At 72.6% G+C, this 17,406-nt stretch carries 14 protein-coding genes; 2 read left to right on the forward strand and 12 right to left on the reverse strand.

Annotation, left to right across the window (positions count from 1 at the left end; all coding sequences use genetic code 11):
* Positions 1–80: 80 nt before the first annotated feature.
* From ABUL08_RS13210 to ABUL08_RS13240, 7 genes are all read right to left on the reverse strand, one after another.
* Positions 81–707 (reverse strand): transcriptional regulator, encoded by a 627-nt coding sequence (locus tag ABUL08_RS13210; RefSeq protein ID WP_350937899.1) that lies wholly within the window; start codon positions 705–707, stop codon positions 81–83.
* Between the two features lie 78 nt (positions 708–785).
* Positions 786–1,796 carry a branched-chain amino acid ABC transporter permease gene (locus ABUL08_RS13215; RefSeq protein WP_350937901.1) on the reverse strand — a complete coding sequence of 337 codons (1,011 nt, stop codon included), beginning with the start codon at positions 1,794–1,796 and terminating at the stop codon, positions 786–788.
* Positions 1,793–2,674, reverse strand: coding sequence for a branched-chain amino acid ABC transporter permease (locus tag ABUL08_RS13220; protein ID WP_350937903.1), 882 nt, complete (start codon positions 2,672–2,674; stop codon positions 1,793–1,795). Before ABUL08_RS13220 ends, ABUL08_RS13215 begins: the two co-directional genes overlap by 4 nt.
* Before the next feature lie 67 nt (positions 2,675–2,741).
* Positions 2,742–3,998: an ABC transporter substrate-binding protein gene (locus ABUL08_RS13225; RefSeq protein ID WP_350937905.1), complete on the reverse strand. Its 1,257-nt coding sequence runs from the start codon at positions 3,996–3,998 to the stop codon at positions 2,742–2,744.
* 47 nt (positions 3,999–4,045) lie between these two features.
* The gene (locus tag ABUL08_RS13230) at positions 4,046–4,738 is read right to left on the reverse strand and encodes an ABC transporter ATP-binding protein (protein WP_350937907.1); all 693 of its coding nucleotides are present in this window, start codon (positions 4,736–4,738) and stop codon (positions 4,046–4,048) included.
* Positions 4,722–5,486 carry an ABC transporter ATP-binding protein gene (locus ABUL08_RS13235; protein WP_350937909.1) on the reverse strand — a complete coding sequence of 255 codons (765 nt, stop codon included), beginning with the start codon at positions 5,484–5,486 and terminating at the stop codon, positions 4,722–4,724. Before ABUL08_RS13235 ends, ABUL08_RS13230 begins: the two co-directional genes overlap by 17 nt.
* Positions 5,487–5,727: 241 nt before the next feature.
* Complete coding sequence (locus ABUL08_RS13240; protein ID WP_350937910.1) at positions 5,728–6,927, reverse strand: FAD-dependent monooxygenase; 1,200 nt, start codon at positions 6,925–6,927, stop codon at positions 5,728–5,730.
* Between the two features lie 190 nt (positions 6,928–7,117).
* Between ABUL08_RS13240 and ABUL08_RS13245 the strand changes: the two genes are divergently transcribed.
* A complete protein-coding gene (locus tag ABUL08_RS13245) occupies positions 7,118–8,086 on the forward strand; it encodes a TetR/AcrR family transcriptional regulator C-terminal domain-containing protein (RefSeq protein WP_350937912.1) in 969 nt (322 codons plus the stop codon).
* Here ABUL08_RS13245 and ABUL08_RS13250 read toward each other — a convergent pair.
* From ABUL08_RS13250 to ABUL08_RS13260, 3 genes are read right to left on the reverse strand one after another with little or no spacing between them, the layout of a single operon-like run.
* Positions 8,070–9,146 (reverse strand): zinc-binding dehydrogenase, encoded by a 1,077-nt coding sequence (locus ABUL08_RS13250; RefSeq protein WP_350937914.1) that lies wholly within the window; start codon positions 9,144–9,146, stop codon positions 8,070–8,072. The genes ABUL08_RS13245 and ABUL08_RS13250 overlap by 17 nt on opposite strands.
* Entirely contained in the window at positions 9,143–10,585 is a 1,443-nt protein-coding gene (locus tag ABUL08_RS13255) for an aldehyde dehydrogenase family protein (protein ID WP_350937915.1), read from the reverse strand. Before ABUL08_RS13255 ends, ABUL08_RS13250 begins: the two co-directional genes overlap by 4 nt.
* A 46-nt stretch (positions 10,586–10,631) precedes the next feature.
* The gene (locus ABUL08_RS13260) at positions 10,632–11,288 is read right to left on the reverse strand and encodes a TetR/AcrR family transcriptional regulator C-terminal domain-containing protein (RefSeq protein ID WP_350937918.1); all 657 of its coding nucleotides are present in this window, start codon (positions 11,286–11,288) and stop codon (positions 10,632–10,634) included.
* Positions 11,289–11,374: 86 nt separating this feature from the next.
* Between ABUL08_RS13260 and ABUL08_RS13265 the strand changes: the two genes are divergently transcribed.
* A complete protein-coding gene (locus ABUL08_RS13265) occupies positions 11,375–12,547 on the forward strand; it encodes an acyl-CoA dehydrogenase family protein (RefSeq protein ID WP_350937920.1) in 1,173 nt (390 codons plus the stop codon).
* A gap of 46 nt (positions 12,548–12,593) precedes the next feature.
* Here the strand turns inward: ABUL08_RS13265 and ABUL08_RS13270 are convergent, their stop codons facing one another.
* On the reverse strand, positions 12,594–13,631 hold the full coding sequence (locus tag ABUL08_RS13270; RefSeq protein ID WP_350937922.1) for an aminotransferase class V-fold PLP-dependent enzyme: 1,038 nt from the start codon (positions 13,629–13,631) through the stop codon (positions 12,594–12,596).
* A gap of 77 nt (positions 13,632–13,708) precedes the next feature.
* A complete protein-coding gene (dnaE, locus tag ABUL08_RS13275) occupies positions 13,709–17,239 on the reverse strand; it encodes a DNA polymerase III subunit alpha (protein ID WP_350937924.1) in 3,531 nt (1,176 codons plus the stop codon).
* Positions 17,240–17,406: the final 167 nt, after the last annotated feature.

Consider the following 17,406-nt stretch of genomic DNA (forward strand, 5'->3'; position numbering starts at 1 on the left):
ACGGGGCAGACTCGTAACGGGGCTGAGCCTAGGTGAAAGGTTTTCGATACGGAACCGATCCGTATCGTTTGTGTGCCAGCTCACTCCCCCCGGTCCAGCAGGGCGGTGAGGGCGGCGGACATCGAGGTCAGCCGGACCGACGGCGGCGGCAGCGGTTCGATCCAGCCGGGGCCGGCGCCGTGCACGCGTACCCCCGGGAAGTCCCGGCGGAAGCGGGCCAGCCGGTGCGCGCGGCCGGTGACCGGGGTCTGCGACCAGACCACCACGCTGTGCGGGCCGGTCCGCGTCACCGCGCTGGCCAGCGCGGCCCAGGGCAGCGCCGGACCGAGGTGCAGGCAGCCCCGGCCCCGCTCCCGCAGCGCGGCGGCCAGGGCGTGCAGGCCCAGACAGTGCTGCTCGTGCTCGGCGCCGGCGATCAGGACGCCCCCGGTGGGCAGCTGCCGACCGGGCTCCCGGTGCAGCACGTCCAGCCCCACCCGGACCCCCTCGGCCAGGGCGTGCTCGACGGCGATCTCACCGGGGGTACGCCCCGGCAGGGCGGCCAGCAGCGGGACGCAGACCCGCTCCCAGACCGGCACCACGCCCAGCTCATGGGCGGACTGCACGACCTGCGCGGCGACTCGGCTGCCGTCCAGGTCCTCGGCGGCGGTGACGAGCCGCTTACGGGCCGTCTCCACGGCCCCGGCCCGCATCGGTTCGGTCAACACCAGACGTACCCCCGGGTAGACGATCACTACCAGGGGGTTCGTCGGGACGGCGGCGTCCGGATGCGCCGCCGACGCAGTTCATCTGCGGCGGGCGGCTCCCCAGCGCAGCGCGAGGGCGGCCACCGTGCCCCAGACGCCCCGGCGGAACAACAGGACGACCAGGACGAAGATACCGCCGGTGACCAGGCCGACGGCCTCGAATCCGGAGAACGACAGCCAGTCCTCCAGCCGCACCACCAGCGCCGCCCCGAGCACCCCGCCCCAGAGGGTGCCGATGCCGCCGAGCACCACGACGACGACCGCCTTGCCGGAGGTGGTCCAGTGCAGCACGTCGAGCGAGACGAAGCGGTGACCGACGGCGAAGAGGCCGCCGCCGAGCCCGGCGATGAAGCCGGAGAGCACGAACGCGGTCAGCTTGTAGCGGTGCACCGGATAGCCGAGCGCCCGGGCCCGGGCCGGGTTGTCGCGGATGCCGACCAGCACCCGACCGAACGGCGAGTGCACGATCCGCCAGGCGGCGGCCAGGCCGAGCAGCACGACCGGCAGGATCGCGTAGTAGAAGTAGTAGTCGTCGGTGAGGTCCAGCCCGAAGAACTCCCGGGGCACACCCTGCAGGCCGTTCTCGCCCCGGGTGACCGAACGCCACTCGTTGGCCACGTAGTAGACCAGCTGGGCGAAGGCCAGCGTGACCATCGCGAAGTAGATGCCGGTCCGCTTCACCGCCAGGTAGCCGATCGGCAGCGCCAACAGCGCCGCGGCGAGCGCGCCGGCCAGCACGGCCGCCGGGAAGGGCAGGCCCGCGTGGATCGCGACCAGGCCCGTCACGTACGCCGAGGTGCCCCAGAAGGCGGCGTGCCCGAAGGACATCAGCCCGGTGAAGCCGAGCAGCAGGTCCACCGAGACGGCGAAGAGCGCCCAGCAGAGGATGTCCACCGCGACCGCCGGATAGAGGCCGTTCGGCAGCCAGAGCGCCACCAGCAGGCCGACCGCCAGCAGGGCGTACCGGACCCAGCCGGGTGCCCGCGCGACGGTGAGCAGCCCCGACCCGCCGGCCTTCACCTCGACGGGACTGTCGACGGCGCTGGTCATGCCGGTGCCTCCTCACGTCCGAACAGGCCCGCCGGGCGCCAGAGCAGCACGACGGCCATCACCACGAAGACGATCGTCTGGGAGACGATCGGGAAGTCCGACAGGTACGCCTCGCCCCACGCCTGGACCAGGCCGATGCCGAAGCCGGCGGCGACCGAGCCGAAGATCGAGCCGAGGCCGCCGATCACCACCACCGCGAAGACCACGATGATCAGGTCGGCGCCCATCAGCGGGTTCACCGCCCGCATCGGCGCGGCGAGCACCCCGGCCAGCCCGGCCAGGCCGATGCCGAACCCGAAGACCGGGGTCACCCACCGCCCCACGTCGATGCCGAAGGCGCGGGTCAGCTCGGGCCGCTCGGTGGCGGCCCGGACCACCATGCCGATCCGGGTCCGGACCAGCACCCACCACACCGCCACGCACAGCAGCACGGTGAAGCCGAGGATGAAGACCCGGTACGTCGGGAAGTCGAAGAGCCCGAAGTCGACCGAGCCGCGCAGCGCGGACGGCGTGGCGTACGGGCTGGACTGGCTGCCGTACCGGGACTTCACCAGGTCCTGGAGGATCAGGGTCAGCCCGAAGGTGAGCAGGAAGTTGTAGAGCGGGTCGAGCCGGGTGAGCCGGTGGATGACGGCCCGTTCCAGCGCCATGCCGAGCACCGCGAGGGCGACCGGCATGATCACCAGCGCCGCCCAGAACGGCACACCCGCCTCGCTGAGCAGCACGTACGCCCCGAACGCGCCGAGCATGTAGAACGCGCCGTGGGCGAAGTTCACCACCCGCAGCATGCCGAAGATGACCGCGAGCCCGAGGGCGAGCAGGGCGTAGAACGCCCCGCTCACCAACCCGTTGAAGGTGTTCTGGAGAAAGCTCGACATCAGCCGGTCACCTCGCTGATCTTCGTTCGCGACTGCGGGGCTCGCAGACCCGGCTCGCTCCTCGCGCTCACAACTTGCAGTCCGGCGAGGGGGCGCGGAACGCCTCCGCGGCCGGGATGGTCTTGAGCACCTTGACGTAGTCCCACGGCTCGGTCACCTCGGCCTGCGGCTTCACCTGGGCCAGGTACGCGTCGTGGATGACCCGGTGGTCCTCGGCGCGGATCTTGCCGTTCCGCAGGAAGACGTCGTTGACCTCCTTGCCCTCCAGCTGCTTGACCACGGCGTCCGCGTCGTCGGTGCCGGCGGACTGCACCGCCTCCAGGTACTGCATCGCCGCCGAGTAGTTGGCCGCGTGGGCGAAGGAGGGCCGGGTTCCCGTCTCCTTCTGGAACCGGTCCGCCCACTGGCGGTTCTGCTGGTCGAAGTTCCAGTACCAGGCGTCGGTGTAGGTGGTGCCGGCCAGCGCCGCCGGGGTGAGCGAGTGGATGTCGGAGATGAACATCAGGCCGACGGCCAGCCCGATGCCCTTCTCCCGGAGCTTGAACTCGTTGTACTGCTTCACCACGTTGACCAGCTCGGCGCCGGCCTGCATGGTGCCCAGCACCTGCGGCTTCGGGTTCATCGACGCGGCCTTGAGCAGGAACGACGAGTAGTCGCCGCTGGTGTTCGGGAACGGCGCGCCGTCCTTGCCGATCACCGTCCCGCCGGCCTGCGTGATCGCGGCGGAGAAGTTCTTCTCCATGTCCTGACCGAAGGCGTAGTTCGGGTAGAGGATGTACCAGCTCTTGCCGACCTGCTCGGTGGTGGTCTTCCCGGTGCCGTTGGCCAGCATGTACGTGTCGTACGCGTAGTGGAAGGTGTACTTGTTGCAGCTCTTGCCGGTCAGGTCGGTGGTCGCCGCGCCGATGTTGAAATAGAGCTTCTTCTTCTCCTTGGCCACGTCGGCGACCTTGAGCGCGGCCGAGGAGGTCGGCACGTCGAGGATGATGTCGACGCCCTTGCGGTCGTACATCTCGGCGGCCTTGCTGTTGGCGACGTCGGGCTTGTTCTGGTGGTCGGCGGTCTCCACGCTGATGTTCTTCGTGACGGCCTTGTCGCCGTACTTCGCCTTGAAGTCGGCGATGGCCATCTCCACGGCCTTCACCGAGTTCTTTCCGGACAGCTCCGAGTAGGCCCCGGACTGGTCGTTCAGCACGCCGAGCACGATCTTGTCGCCGGTCAGCTTCTGGTCGCCGCCGGAGGCCGGACCACCGCCGCCACAGCCGGCGACCAGCACCACCGCCGCCGAGGCGGCGGCCACACCCACGCTCCTACGCATGTCCATCCCTTTCGTACCGCGCGGTCCGCGCGGGTCAGCCGGCCAGAGAAAATTCAGATCCCGAGGTACGCCAGCAGCTCGCGCTCCCGCGAGCGCACCTCGGAGTTCGCCATCGCCTCCGCGATCCGTCCCTCGGCCAGCAGGTAGTGCCGGTCGGCGACGCCGGTGGCGAAGTGCAGGTTCTGCTCGACCAGCAGCACGGTCACCCCGTGCTGCTTGGCCTCCCGCAGCAGGTCACCGACCTGCTGCACGAGAAGCGGCGAGAGGCCCTCGGTGGGCTCGTCGCAGAGCAGCAGCCGGGCGCCCATCCGCAGCACCCGGGCCAGGGCGAGCATCTGCTGCTCGCCGCCGGAGAGCATGGTGGCCGCCGAGTCGCGCCGGGTCCACAGGGCGGGGAACGCCTCGTAGACCCGCTCCAGGGACCACGGGTCGGGGCCTACCCGTGGCGGCAGGGTCAGGTTCTCGGTGACGGTGAGGGTGGCGTACGCGCCCCGGTCGTCGGGCACCCAGCCGAGCCCGAGCCGCGCCCGCCTGTACGCCGGCAGCCGGGTCAGGTCCCGCCCGTCCAGGCTGACGGTGCCCCGCTGGCCGGGGTGCAGCCCCATCACGCAGCGCAGCAGGGTGGATTTGCCGGCGCCGTTGCGGCCGACCAGGGTGACCACCTCGCCGGCGGCCACCTCCAGGCTCACCTCCCGCAGCACCTGCGCCTCGCCGTAGAAGGCGGAGAGGTTATCGATGCGCAGCATCAGCGGCTCCCAGGTAGGCGGTGATGACCCGCTCGTCGGCGCGGACCTGCTCGTACGCCCCCTCGACCAGGACCTTGCCGGCCTGGAGCACGGTGACGGTGTCGGCGAGCCGGCCGACGACGCTCATGTTGTGCTCGACCATCACCACGGTGCGGCCCCGCCGGACCGTGGAGATCAGGTCGACGGTGCGGTCGACGTCCTCCAGCCCCATCCCGGCGGTGGGCTCGTCGAGCAGCAGCACCTTCGGGTCCAGGGCGAGGGCGATGGCCAGCTCCAGGGCTCGCTTCCGCCCGTACGCCAGCGCCTCGGCGGGGGCCTCGGCCAGCTCGGCGAGGCCGACCATGGCGAGCAGCTCCTCGGCCCGCCCCCGGTAGCGGTGCATCAGCTTCGCCGAGCGCCAGAACCGCCAGCCCAGCCCGCTGGACGACTGCAACGCCAACTCGACGTGCTCGCGGGCGCCCAGCTGCGGGAAGAGACTGGTGATCTGGAACGAGCGGGCCACCCCGAGCCGGGCGACCCGCTCCGGGGGCAGGCCGGTGACGTCCCGACCGGCCAGCTCGATCCGCCCGGCGGTGGGCGGCAGGAAGCCGGTGAGCAGGTTGAACAGGGTGGTCTTGCCGGCGCCGTTCGGCCCGACGAGCGCGTGCACCGTCTCCGGGGCCACGTCCAGGTCGACGCCGTCGACCGCCCGGAAGCCCCGGAAGTCCCGGGTCAGCCCCCGGGCCGACAGGAGCGCTTGCCCGGCCATCGCCACCTCCTCCGCAGGTCTCCATGCGACGACCGGGTCGGTGACCGTGGTCACAGGGCCGTCGCGTGGGGGAAACCTACGGGGCGTCGTCCGAGTCGAGCCATGTCGATGCCCCACACATTCGCCCCGGGTCGGGCGGGCCCGTGCCCCATAGGGACGGGCCCGCCGACCCCCGTTGACGGGCACCGGCACGAATCGGTGACCGCCGATCGGCGGGGACATGTGGGGACCCCACCGGCCCTCACCGGGCGGCGGCGTACTCCGGCAGGTCGAGGCCGTCGGCCTGGCTGAAGAAGAGCCGGGTGGTGAGCCGCCGCAGCGGGCGGGAGGTCATCGCCCGCATCGACGCGTCCCGCAGCCGGATGGCGGTGCGGCTGGCCGGCAGGAAGCCGGAGATCCCACCGCCGGGCAGCTCCTGACCCTTGCGGACGTGCGACCGCAGCACCGCCTCATAGCGCGCAAACGCCCGCGTGTGGTCGCCGCCCGCGGCGGCCAGCTCGCCCGCGAGGACGTACGCGCCCACCAGGGAGAGGCTGGTGCCCTGCCCGGTCAGCGGGGACGGGCACCACGCGGCGTCGCCGAGCAACGCCACCCGGCCGGCGCTCCACCGCTGCGCGTGCACCTGCCCGTACGCGTCGAAGTAGAAGTCCGGGGCGTCGGCCATGACGGCGAGCAGCTCCCCCGCCCGCCAACCGACGTCGGCGAAGCGCCCGGCGAGGAGACGGTGCTGGGCGGCCACGTCCCGCCGGTCGACGTCCAGCGGCGGCGAGACGAAGCTGAACAGGGCGCTGGTGCCGCCGGCGCGGGTGGGACGGGTGCCCACCACCCGACCGCCGGGCGCGTTGTGCAGCAGGAACCAGCCGTCGGTGTTCGGGTACGGCGTGGTGAAGTGCGCCAGGTACGCCCCGAGCGGCCGGACGTGGGCCGCCTCCGGTCCGAACGCCAGCGCCCGGGTCCGGGAGTGCATCCCGTCCGCCGCCACCACCAGGTCCACGGTGCGCGGGGCGGTGCGCGTGAAGGTGACCCGCACCCCGTCCCCGGTGTCGGTCAGCGTCTCGATCGAGTCGTCGAAGACGTACTCCACCTCGGCGCGGGTCTGTTCGTAGAGCAGCCGGGACAGGTCACCGCGCTCGATCTCGATCTCCGCGACGATCCCCTCGCCGGCGAAGGCGTGCACCGGCATCCGGCAGGTCACCCCGCCCCGGGCGTCCACGTAGGCCATCCCCCGCTCGGTGACGCCCTCGGCGCGGACCCGGGCGGTCAGCCCCATCCGGTCGAGCACCTGCCGGGCGGTGCCCCGGACGTCGACCGCCTGCCCGCCGGGGCGCGGGCCGGCGGCGCGCTCCACCACGGTCGGGTGGAAGCCGTACCGGCGCAGCCAGAAGGCGAGGGCGGGGCCGGCGATGCCGGCACCGGAGATGAGCACGGTCCTGTCGGTCACCGCGGCGCTCCCGTCGGTTGTGCGTACACCGTCAACCCGGCGGCTGCCGGGGACGGCGGAGGTGGTCCCCCCGTGCGCCGAACGGTAGGTGCGACACCGCCTCCGGTGACGCCGACGACCTAGTACGCTGCGCCGAACAGGGTCCCAGGCGACCGCTCGTACTAGTACGCTCCGCGCCGGAGGTGTCGCGATGTCCCAGCGTGGGCCGGGCGGGGAGCCGCCGTACCGCCGGATCGCCGCCCAGATCCGCCGCCGCATCGAACTGGGCGAGCTGCGGCCCGGCGACCGGGTGCCCTCGGCCCGTCAGCTCACCCGCGAGCACGGGATCGCCATCGCCACCGCCACCAGGGTCCTCGCCCTGCTGCGTACCGAGGGATGGGTGCTGACCCGGCCGGGCGCGGGCACCGTCGTCGCTCCCGGTCCGGCGGCACCGCCCCGGTCCCGACGCGGCGGCGACCGCGCCGAGCCGGAGCTGAGCCGGGAGCGGGTGGTGCGTACCGCGATCGCCCTCGCGGACGCGGGCGGCCTGGCGGCGGTGTCGATGCGGCAGATCGCCGCCGAGCTGGACGTGGCCACCATGTCCCTCTACCGGCACGTGCGCGGCCGGGACGAGCTGATCCTGGCGATGGCCGACGCGGCGCTGGGCGACGCGCCGCTGCCCGCCGGTCGGCCGGCCGGCTGGCGGGCCCGGCTGGAGCTGCTGGCCCGGGCGCAGTGGGCGACCTACCGGCGGCACCGGTGGCTGCCGCACGTCATCTCGATCGCCCGCCCGCAGCTGATCCGGCACGGCATGGCGCACACCGAGTGGGCGTTGCGGGCCACCGGCGGCCTGCGCCTGGACCGGCAGGTGCGCTGGCACATGGCGGTCACCCTGATCGCGTACGTCCGCGGGATCGCCACCAACCTGGAGATGCGGGCGCAGGCCGAGCAGGACACCGGCCTCACCGACGACCAGTGGGTGGATCGCCAGGTGGGCACGTTCCAGCAGCTGATGGCGGCGGGCGGCTTCGCCACCATGGCCACGCTGACCGCCGAGGGCGACGTGGAACTCGACCTGGACAGTGTCTTCGAGTTCGGCCTGCACCGGCTCCTCGACGGCTACGCCGCGCAGATCGCGGCAGCCGCCGGGCCGACCGGCGGGATCAGTCCGGGAAGGTGACCACCCAACGGGCGCCCTCGCCCCGGGCCAGCCGGTCGAACGCGGCGGGCGCCTCGTCGAGCCCGAGCGTGCCGCTGACCAGCGGGCGCAGGTCGAGCGTGCCGGCGTCGACCGACCGGGCCAGCTCGGGCACCTCCCGGTCCGGGTCGGCCGAGCCGTACACCGAGGAGCGCAGCGTGCGGGCGGAGTGGAAGATGTCCAGCGCGGCGAGGCTGACCAGGTCGTCCTTTCCCCCCATGCCGACCACGGTGACCGCTCCCCCACGTCGGGTGATCCGCCAGGCGGCCCGGATGGTCGCGGACCGGCCGACGCACTCGAAGGCGTGGTCGACACCCCGCCCCTCGGTGCGCGCCCGCACCTGCTTCGACAACTGGTCGTCGGAGCGGAGGAAGTCGGTCGCGCCGGCCGCCAGGGCCAGCTCCCGCTTCGCCTCGGCGACGTCGACCGCAAGGATCGGCGTGGCGCCGGCGGCCCGGGCGGCGGTGAGCACCGCGAGGCCGACCCCGCCGAGGCCGATCACCGCGACCGACTCGCCGGCGGCCACCCGGGCGGTGTTACGGACCGCGCCGGTGCCGGTGAGCACCGCGCAGCCGAGCAGGGCCGCCTGCTCGGGCGGCAGCCCGGCGGGGACGGGCACGGCGGCGTGCGCCGGGACCACCACCTCCTCGGCGAGCGCCCCCAGACCGAGGGTGACGTGCAACGGGGTGCCGTCGGCGGTCTCGCCCCGGGCAACGGCCGGCGCGGCGTTGGCGACGCAGAGCCACGGCTCGTCGTGCCGGCAGAACCAGCAGGACCGGCAGGCGGGCGCCCAGTTGAGCACCACCGGCGTGCCGACCTCCGGCGTGGCACCGGGGCCGGCCTCGACGACCACCCCGGTGGCCTCGTGCCCGAGCACCAGCGGGTACGCGGGCGCGAGCGTGCCGTCCACCATGGACAGGTCGGAGTGGCAGATGCCGGCGGCGCGGATCCGGATCCGCAGCTCGCCGGGCCCGGGCGCGGGCAGCCGGACCTGTTCGACCCGCAGCGGCGCGCCCGGGCCACGGGACACCAGCGCCCTCATCGCTGGATCGCCTTGACCTCGGTGAACTCCTCGACGCCGTGGTGGCCCAGTTCGCGGCCGAGGCCGGACTGCCGGTAGCCGCCGAACGGCGCGAGCGGGTTGAACGCCCCGCCGTTGACGTCCACCTGACCGGTCCGCAGCCGGCGGGCGACGGCCAGGGCCTGCTCCTCGTCGGCGGACCAGACCGCGCCGGCGAGTCCGTAGCGGGAGTTGTTGGCGATGGCGACCGCCTCGTCGGTGTCGGTGAACGGGATGACGGCGAGCACCGGGCCGAAGACCTCCTCCTGGGCGAGCGCGCTGTCCGGGTGCACGTCGGCCAGGACGGTGGGCGCGACGTAGTGCCCGCGTGGCGGCAGCGGCGCGGCGGGGCCGCCCGTGACGAGCCGCGCCCCGTCGGCCAGGGCCCGGTCGACGTGCCCGCGCACCCGCTCGGCCTGGGCGGCGGAGACCAGCGGGCCGAGCCGGGTCGCCGGGTCGAACGGGTCCCCCACGGTGTACGCCCCGGCGGCCGCGGCCGCCAGGTCGAGCGCCTCGGCGTACCGGTCCCGGTGCACCAGCATCCGGGTCCAGGCCGTGCAGGTCTGCCCGGAGTTGAGGAAGGCGTTGCCCACCCCCACCTTGACGGCGGTGGCGAGGTCGGCGTCGGCGAGGATCAGGTTGGCCGACTTGCCGCCGAGTTCGAGGGCGACCCGGGCGATCCGGTCGGCGGCGAGGTGGGCGATCCGGCGGCCGGTGGCGGTGGAGCCGGTGAACGAGACGAGGTCGACGTCCGGGTGGGCGGCGAGCGCCTCGCCCACCACCGGCCCGGTCCCGGGCACCAGGTTGACCACGCCGGCCGGCAGCCCCGCCTCGGTGATCGCGTCGAAGAGCAGGTACGCCGTCAGCGGGGTCAGCTCGCTGGGCTTGAGCACCACCGTGCAGCCCGCTGCGAGGGCGGGGGCGACCTTGGCCACCACCTGGTGCAGCGGATAGTTCCACGGGGTGATCGCCCCGACCACACCGACCGGTTCGCGGACCACCAGCGAGTTGCCGACCGTCTCCTCGGCGGGTGGCCGGGCGGCCAGCTCCACCATCGTGCGGAGCACGGTCAGCGGCAGGCCGGCCTGTACCCGGGTGGCGAGCTTGAGCGGGGTGCCCAGCTCCAGCGCGACGGTCCGGGCGATCTGGTCGGTCCGGGCGGCGAGGGCGGTGTGCAGCCGGTCGAGGTGGGCGGCGCGCTCGGCCGGGTCGGTGGCGGCCCAGCCGGCGAAGGCGTCCCGGGCGGCGGCGACGGCTCGGTCGACGTCGGCCGGGGCGCCGGCCGGGACCTGCCCGACGATGTCGCCGGTCGCCGGGTTCTCGACCGGGATCGTCTCCCCCTCGGCGGGGTCGGCCCAGGCACCGGCGATGTGCAGGTGGCGGCGGACCAGGAGGGCGGGGGGCGCGGCGGCGAGGTCCATGTCGTCCTTCGGGGGAGGCCGGAAACCAGCACGGGAAGTTTCGACGCTACTCCGCACGGTCCGCCGGCTCCAGCGGGCCGACGCTGCGGTCGTACTCGGCGGCCAGGCCGTGCAGTAGCGCGTCCAGGCCGAGGGCGAAGGCACCCTCGTCGACCGAGCGCTGGTGCCCGGCGAGCCGGTGCGCCTGGGTCAGGTGCGGATAGTGGGCGGCGTAGAGCTCCGGGTCCTCGACGAAGCCGCGGGCGAACGAGCCGAGCGCCGACCCGGCGACGAAGTAGCGCAGCGCCGCGCCGATGTGGGTGGCCCGGGCCGGCGGCCAGCCGGCCCGGACCAGACCGCCGTAGACGGCGTCGGCCATGGCCAGGGCGGCCGGCCGCCGGCCCGGCCCCTGCGCCAGGTGGGGCACGATGTTCGGGTGCGCGCGCAGCGCCCGCCGGTAGGACAGCGCCCACCGGCGCAGCGCCTCCCGCCAGTCCCGGGTGGCGAAGGCCGAGGTGTCGACGGTCGCGGTGACGCTGTCGGCGACGGCGTCGAGGAGGTCCTGCTTGGTGGCGAAGTAGTGGTACAGCGACGGCCCCTGCACGCCCAGTTCGGCGGCGAGCCGGCGGGTGGAGAGCGCGGTCAGCCCCTCGGCGTCGATGACCGCCCGGGCGGTGTCGACGATCCGCTGCCGGTCCAGCAGCGGCTGACGGGGTCGGGGCACGTGGTCTCCTCGGAGGTCTTTACGCGACAAAACTTGCGCCGCTAGTTTAGGGCGCGACGGCGACGCAGCCCCGGGAGGGAACCACCATGGATTTCGCACCCACCGACGAGCAGCGTGCGGTCCGGGACACCGTCCGCGCCTTCATCGCCCGCGAGGTGATGCCGCTGGAGCAGGAGGCGCTGCGCCGCGAGCGCGCCCACCGGCCCGGGCTGGAGCGTTCCGAGCTGCGCGAACTCCAGCTCAAGGCGCGGAAGTTCGGCTTCTGGGGCCTCGCCACCCCCGAGGAGTACGGCGGGATGGACCTGCCCGCCGTCACCCAGTCGCTGGTCTGGACCGAACTGGGCCGGACCTTCCTGCCGTTCCGCTTCGGCGGCGAGGCCGACAACATCCTCTTCCGCGCCACCCCGGAGCAGCAGCGGGAGTTCCTGCTCCCCACCATCGAGGGCGAGCGGATCTCCTGCTTCGCGATCACCGAACCGGGCGCCGGTTCGGACGCGGCGAACATCCGGCTGCGCGCCCGCCGCGACGGCGACGACTGGGTGCTCGACGGCGAGAAGACCTTCATCACGAACGGCAACGACGCCGACTTCGCCATCGTGGTGGCGGTGACCGACCCGGAGAAGGGCGCCCGCCACGGCGGCGCGACGGCGTTCCTGGTGGACCGGGCGATGGGCTGGCGGTCCGAGTTCATCCAGACCATGGGCGAGGGCGGGCCGGCGTCGCTGATCTTCGACGGCGTACGGGTGCCGCACCGCAACATCCTCGGCGAGGTCGGCCAGGGCTTCGCGCTCGGCATGGAGTGGATCGGCAAGGGCCGCTACACCATCCCGTCGCACGCCCTGGGCATCGCCGAACGGGCCCTGCAGATGGCGATCGACCAGGCCAACACCCGGGAGACGTTCGGCGCCAAGATCGGCACCAACCAGGCGATCCAGTGGATGATCGCCGACTCCGAGGTCGAGCTGGAGGCCGCGCGCTGGCTGGTGCTGCGCTCCGCGTGGACGGTCGACCAGGGCCTGGACGCGCGGCACGCCTCGTCGATCGGCAAGCTCTACGGCGCCGGCATGGTCAACCGGGTGGTGGACCGGGTGCTCCAGATCCACGGCGGCATGGGCTACACCCGGGAGCTGCCGATCGAGCGCTGGTACCGGCAGGTCCGCCTCTATCGGATCTTCGAGGGCACCGACGAGATGCAGCGGCTGATCATCTCCCGTGACCTGCTGCGCGGCTACACGAAGATCGGCGGCCACCTGGCCTGAGCCGGGTGGTTCCCGCCCCCGACCCCGGGGGCGGGCACCGGTCCGCTCAGCCGGCCAGGGCGTCCAGCGCCAGGTCGACGTCCTGCTCGGTGGTGTAGAGGTGGAAGGCGGCCCGGACCCGGCCGGCGCGGACCGCCGCCCGGACCCCGGCCCGGGCCAGCTTCTCCTGCGCGGCGGGCACCTCGACCGACACGATCGCGCTGTCGCCGGGCGGCCGGCCGAGCCCGGCGAGGAACCGGTTGGCCAGCGCCACGTCGTGGTCCCGGACCGCCGGCAGCCCGATCTCCGCCAGCAGTTCCAGGGCCGGCGCCGCCCCGACGTAGGAGAACCAGGCCGGGGAGGTGTCGAAGCGGCGGGCGTCGTCGGCCAGCCGCAGCGGCGGGCCGTAGTAGGAGGCGTACGGGTCGGCGCCGGCGTACCAGCACGCGGCGTCGGGGCGCAGCCGGTCGCGCAGCGCCGGGGCCAGGTAGGCGAAGGCGGTGCCGCGCGGCCCCATCAGCCACTTGTAGCCCGACACCACCACCGCGTCGGCCAGCCCGGCGTCGAAGGGCAGCCAGCCAGCCGCCTGGGTGGCGTCCACCGCGACGAGGGCGTCGTGCGCGCGGGCCGCCGCGACGATCTTCTCGTACGGGGCGACGGCGCCGTCGGCGGACTGCACCAGACTGAACGCGACCAGGTCGGTGCCGGCGTCGATCGCGTCGACCAGCCCCGCCAGCGGCACCGTACGCACCCGCACCCCCCGCTCCTGCTGCACCAGCCACGGGAACAGGTTGGAGGTGAACTCCACCTCCGGCACCACCACCGTGGCGCCCGGCGGCAGCGCGGCGGCCACCGGGGCGAGCAGCTGGGACGACGTGCTGCCGACCGCCACGTCCGCCGGGGCCACCCCGACCAGACCGGCGAAGGCCACCCGGGCCCGGCCGGCCGCCTCCGACCAGCCCTCCCAGGACATCCGTCCCACCCGCCAGCCCGCGAGCGCCTCCTGCAGGGCCGCCCACGCCGGTTCGGGCGGCAGACCGTAGGTGGCGGTGTTGAGCCAGCCCGGCTCGGGCTGCCACAGCTTCTGCGCCTGCTCCAGTTCCATGCCCTGACGCTAGCGACGCCCGGACCGCCGGGGTCAGCGCCAATCAGCCGGTGGTGGCCTTCGCGCCGCGGCGGCCGTCAGCTGACGTTGGCGGGGCCGAGGACGCTCTTCAGGTCGCCCATCAGGGCGGTGGTCGCGGCGACCCGGAACGGACCGAGGCGCAGGGTGGTGGTCTTGCCACCGTTGAGGAGCTTGACGTGCACCTCGGTGTCGCCGGGGTGCAGGACCAGGGTCTCCTTGAGCCGTTCCACCAGCGGCGGGGTGCAGCGGTGCACCGGGATGGTGAGGGTGACCGGCTTGTTCGCCGGGTTGCTGGCGACGTCCGGCATGGACATGTCCATCGCCATGATGCGCGGGGTGTCGTCCCGCCGGTCGACGCGTCCCTTGACCACCACGATGGCGTCCTCGGCGATGTACTGCCCGATCACCTCGTAGGTGTTCGGGAAGAAGAGCGTCTCCACCCCACCGGCCAGGTCCTCCAGGGTGGCCGACGCCCAGGCCCGGCCCTGCTTGGTGACCCGGCGCTGCACGCCGGAGAGGATGCCGGCCAGGGTGACCACCGCGCCGTCGGGCACGGTGCCCTCCTCCGACAGCGAGGCGATGGTGCAGTCCGCCGCCGCGCCGAGGACGTGCTCCAGACCGAAGAGCGGGTGGTCGGAGACGTAGAGGCCGAGCATCTCGCGCTCGAAGGCGAGCTTGTCGCGCTTGTCCCACTCGCTCTCGCCGATGACCGGCATGACGGTGGTGCTGCCGGTGTCCGCGTCGCCGAAGCCGGCGCCGAAGAGGTCGTACTGGCCGACGGCCTCCTTGCGCTTGACGTCCGCGTACGCGTCGATGGCGTCGGCGTGCACGGCGAGCAGCCCCTTGCGGGGGTGTCCCATCGAGTCGAACGCGCCGGCCTTGATCAGCGATTCGATGGTCTTCTTGTTGCAGACCACCGCGTCCACCTTGGACAGGAAGTCGTAGAAGTCGGTGTAGTCGCCCTTCTCCTCGCGGCAGCGCATGATCGAGGCGACCACGTTGGCGCCGACGTTGCGCACCGCGGCCAGGCCGAAGCGGATGTCCTTGCCGACCGGGGTGAACGGCCCGGCGGAGGTGTTCACATCCGGTGGCAGCACCTGGATCCGCATCCGGCGACACTCGGACAGATAGAGCGCCATCTTGTCCTTGTCGTCACCGACGGAGGTGAGCAGCCCGGCCATGTACTCGGCCGGGTAGTGCGCCTTGAGGTAGGCCGTCCAGTACGACACCAGCCCGTACGCGGCGGAGTGCGCCTTGTTGAAGGCGTAGCCGGCGAACGGGACCAGGACGTCCCACACCGCCTGGATCGCCTCGTCGGAGTAGCCGCGCTCCCGGCAGCCGTCCCGGAACGGGATGAACTCCTTGTCGAGGATCTCCTTCTTCTTCTTGCCCATCGCCCGGCGCAGCAGGTCCGCCTGACCCAGGGTGTAGCCGGCGAGGATCTGCGCGGCGCGCTGCACCTGCTCCTGGTAGACGATCAGGCCGTGGGTGGGGGCGAGGATCTCCCGCAGCGGCTCCTCCAGCTCCGGGTGGATCGGGGTGATCTCCTGGAGGCCGTTCTTGCGCAGCGCGTAGTTGGTGTGCGAGTCGACGCCCATCGGGCCGGGCCGGTAGAGCGCCAGCACGGCGGAGATGTCCTCGAAGTTGTCCGGCTTCATCAGCCGCAGCAGCGACCGCATCGGCCCGCCGTCGAGCTGGAACACGCCCAGGGTGTCGCCCCGGGCGAGCAGCTCGTAGGCGGCCGGGTCGTCCAGCGGCAGCGCCAGCAGGTCGAGCTGCTTGCCGTGGTTGAGCTGGATGTTCTTGACCGCGTCGTCGATGATCGTCAGGTTGCGCAGGCCGAGGAAGTCCATCTTCAACAGCCCGAGCGACTCGCACGTCGGGTAGTCGAACTGGGTGATGATCGCCCCGTCGGCGTCCCGGCGCATCAGCGGGATGTGCTCGATGATCGGCTCGGCGGACATGATGACGCCGGCGGCGTGCACACCGGTCTGCCGGATCAGGCCCTCGATGCCCTTCGCGGTGTCGATCACCTTCCGCACGTCCGGGTCGGACTCGTAGAGGCCACGGATCTCACCGGCCTCGGCGTAGCGCGGGTGCTTCGGGTCGAAGATGCCGGTGAGCGGGATGTCCTTGCCCATCACCGCCGGCGGCATCGCCTTGGTGATCCGGTCCCCCACCGCGTACGGGTAACCCAGCACCCGGGCCGAGTCCTTGATGGCGGCCTTCGCCTTGATCGTGCCGAACGTCGCGATCTGCGCGACCTTGTCCTCGCCCCACTTCTCGGTGACGTACTTGATCACCTCACCGCGCCGACGCTCGTCGAAGTCGATGTCGACATCCGGCATCGAGACGCGCTCCGGGTTCAGGAACCGCTCGAAGATCAGCCCGTGCGGGATCGGATCCAGGTCCGTGATGCCCAGGGCGTACGCGACGAGCGAGCCGGCGGCCGAACCACGGCCCGGACCCACCGCGATGCCCTGGCTCTTCGCCCACTGGATGAAGTCCGCCACCACGAGGAAGTACGACGGGAAACCCATCTGGTTGATGACGCCCAGCTCGTACTCCGCCTGGACCAGGTGCCCCTCCGGGATGCCACCCGGGTAGCGGCGGGCCAGCCCGGCGAAGGTCTCCTTGCGGAACCAGGACTCCTCGGTCTCCCCCTCCGGCACCGGGAAGCGCGGCATCAGGTTGTGGAACTCGAACATCCCGGTCGGGTCGACCTTCTCGGCGACCAGCAGGGTGTTGCGGCAGCCTTGCTGCCACAGCTCCGACGAGTCGACCGCCCGCATCTGCTCGGCGGACTTGATGAAGTAGCCGCCGCCCTCGAAGCGGAACCGGTTCGGGTCGTCGATGTTGCTGCCGGTCTGCACGCAGAGCAGCACGTCGTGCGCGGTCGACTGCGCCTCGTGCGTGTAGTGCGAGTCGTTGGTGACCACCGGCGGGATGTCCAGCTTGCGGGCGATCTCGGTGAGCCCGTCGCGGACCCGGCGCTCGATGTCGAGCCCGTGGTCCATGATCTCCAGGAAGTAGTTCTCCTTGCCGAAGATGTCCTGGTAGCTCGCGGCGACCTTGAGCGCCTCGTCGAACTGACCGAGCCGCAGCCGGGTCTGCACCGCGCCGGACGGGCAGCCGGTGGTGGCCATGATGCCCTCGGCGTGCTCCGCGATCAGCTCCATGTCCATCCGGGGCCACTTGACGTAGTGGCCCTCCATGGAGGCGCGCGAGTTGAGCGTGAAGAGGTTCTTCAGGCCCTGCGCGTTCCGCGCCCACATGGTCTTGTGGGTGATCGCTCCGTTACCGGAGACGTCGTCGCTCTTCTGCTCCGGCCGCCCCCACTTGACCCGCGCCTTGTGATAGCGCGACTCCGGCGCCACGTACGCCTCGACCCCCAGGATCGGGGTGACGCCGGCGGCCATGGCCTGCTTGTAGAAGTCGTTCGCGCCGTGCATGTTGCCGTGGTCGGTGATCGCCACGGCGGGCATGCCGAGGCGGTTGGCCTCGGCGAAGAGGTCCTTGAGCCGGGCCGCCCCGTCGAGCATCGAGTACTCGGTGTGTACGTGCAGATGCGCGAACGAATCAGCCATGCGTGGCGCCCCCCGGCGACGTGGATCTTGGGCGGTCGGAGCCGACCGGCACCTACCCTACCGAGGTGATCTCGGCGGCTCCACCGTCCGCGCCGGACGTGGCCCGGGTCTCTCGTCTCGTCACTCCGCGCAACGCGCCTACGCCAGAGATGCGACGCGGGGCCCGC

The organism is Micromonospora sp. CCTCC AA 2012012, from assembly GCF_040499845.1.
GTDB lineage: Bacteria > Actinomycetota > Actinomycetes > Mycobacteriales > Micromonosporaceae > Micromonospora > Micromonospora mangrovi.

Excerpts from the sequence above, each read along its gene's own strand:
- dnaE (WP_350937924.1), bottom strand. The coding sequence starts at position 17,239 with ATGGCTGATTCGTTCGCGCATCTGCACGTACACACCGAGTACTCGATG.
- ABUL08_RS13250 (WP_350937914.1), bottom strand. The coding sequence starts at position 9,146 with ATGAGGGCGCTGGTGTCCCGTGGCCCGGGCGCGCCGCTGCGGGTCGAA.
- ABUL08_RS13230 (WP_350937907.1), bottom strand. The coding sequence starts at position 4,738 with ATGCTGCGCATCGATAACCTCTCCGCCTTCTACGGCGAGGCGCAGGTG.
- ABUL08_RS13255 (WP_350937915.1), bottom strand. The coding sequence starts at position 10,585 with ATGGACCTCGCCGCCGCGCCCCCCGCCCTCCTGGTCCGCCGCCACCTG.
- ABUL08_RS13265 (WP_350937920.1), top strand. The coding sequence starts at position 11,375 with ATGGATTTCGCACCCACCGACGAGCAGCGTGCGGTCCGGGACACCGTC.
- ABUL08_RS13270 (WP_350937922.1), bottom strand. The coding sequence starts at position 13,631 with ATGGAACTGGAGCAGGCGCAGAAGCTGTGGCAGCCCGAGCCGGGCTGG.
- ABUL08_RS13215 (WP_350937901.1), bottom strand. The coding sequence starts at position 1,796 with ATGACCAGCGCCGTCGACAGTCCCGTCGAGGTGAAGGCCGGCGGGTCG.
- ABUL08_RS13235 (WP_350937909.1), bottom strand. The coding sequence starts at position 5,486 with ATGGCCGGGCAAGCGCTCCTGTCGGCCCGGGGGCTGACCCGGGACTTC.
- ABUL08_RS13225 (WP_350937905.1), bottom strand. The coding sequence starts at position 3,998 with ATGGACATGCGTAGGAGCGTGGGTGTGGCCGCCGCCTCGGCGGCGGTG.
- ABUL08_RS13245 (WP_350937912.1), top strand. The coding sequence starts at position 7,118 with ATGTCCCAGCGTGGGCCGGGCGGGGAGCCGCCGTACCGCCGGATCGCC.
- ABUL08_RS13220 (WP_350937903.1), bottom strand. The coding sequence starts at position 2,674 with ATGTCGAGCTTTCTCCAGAACACCTTCAACGGGTTGGTGAGCGGGGCG.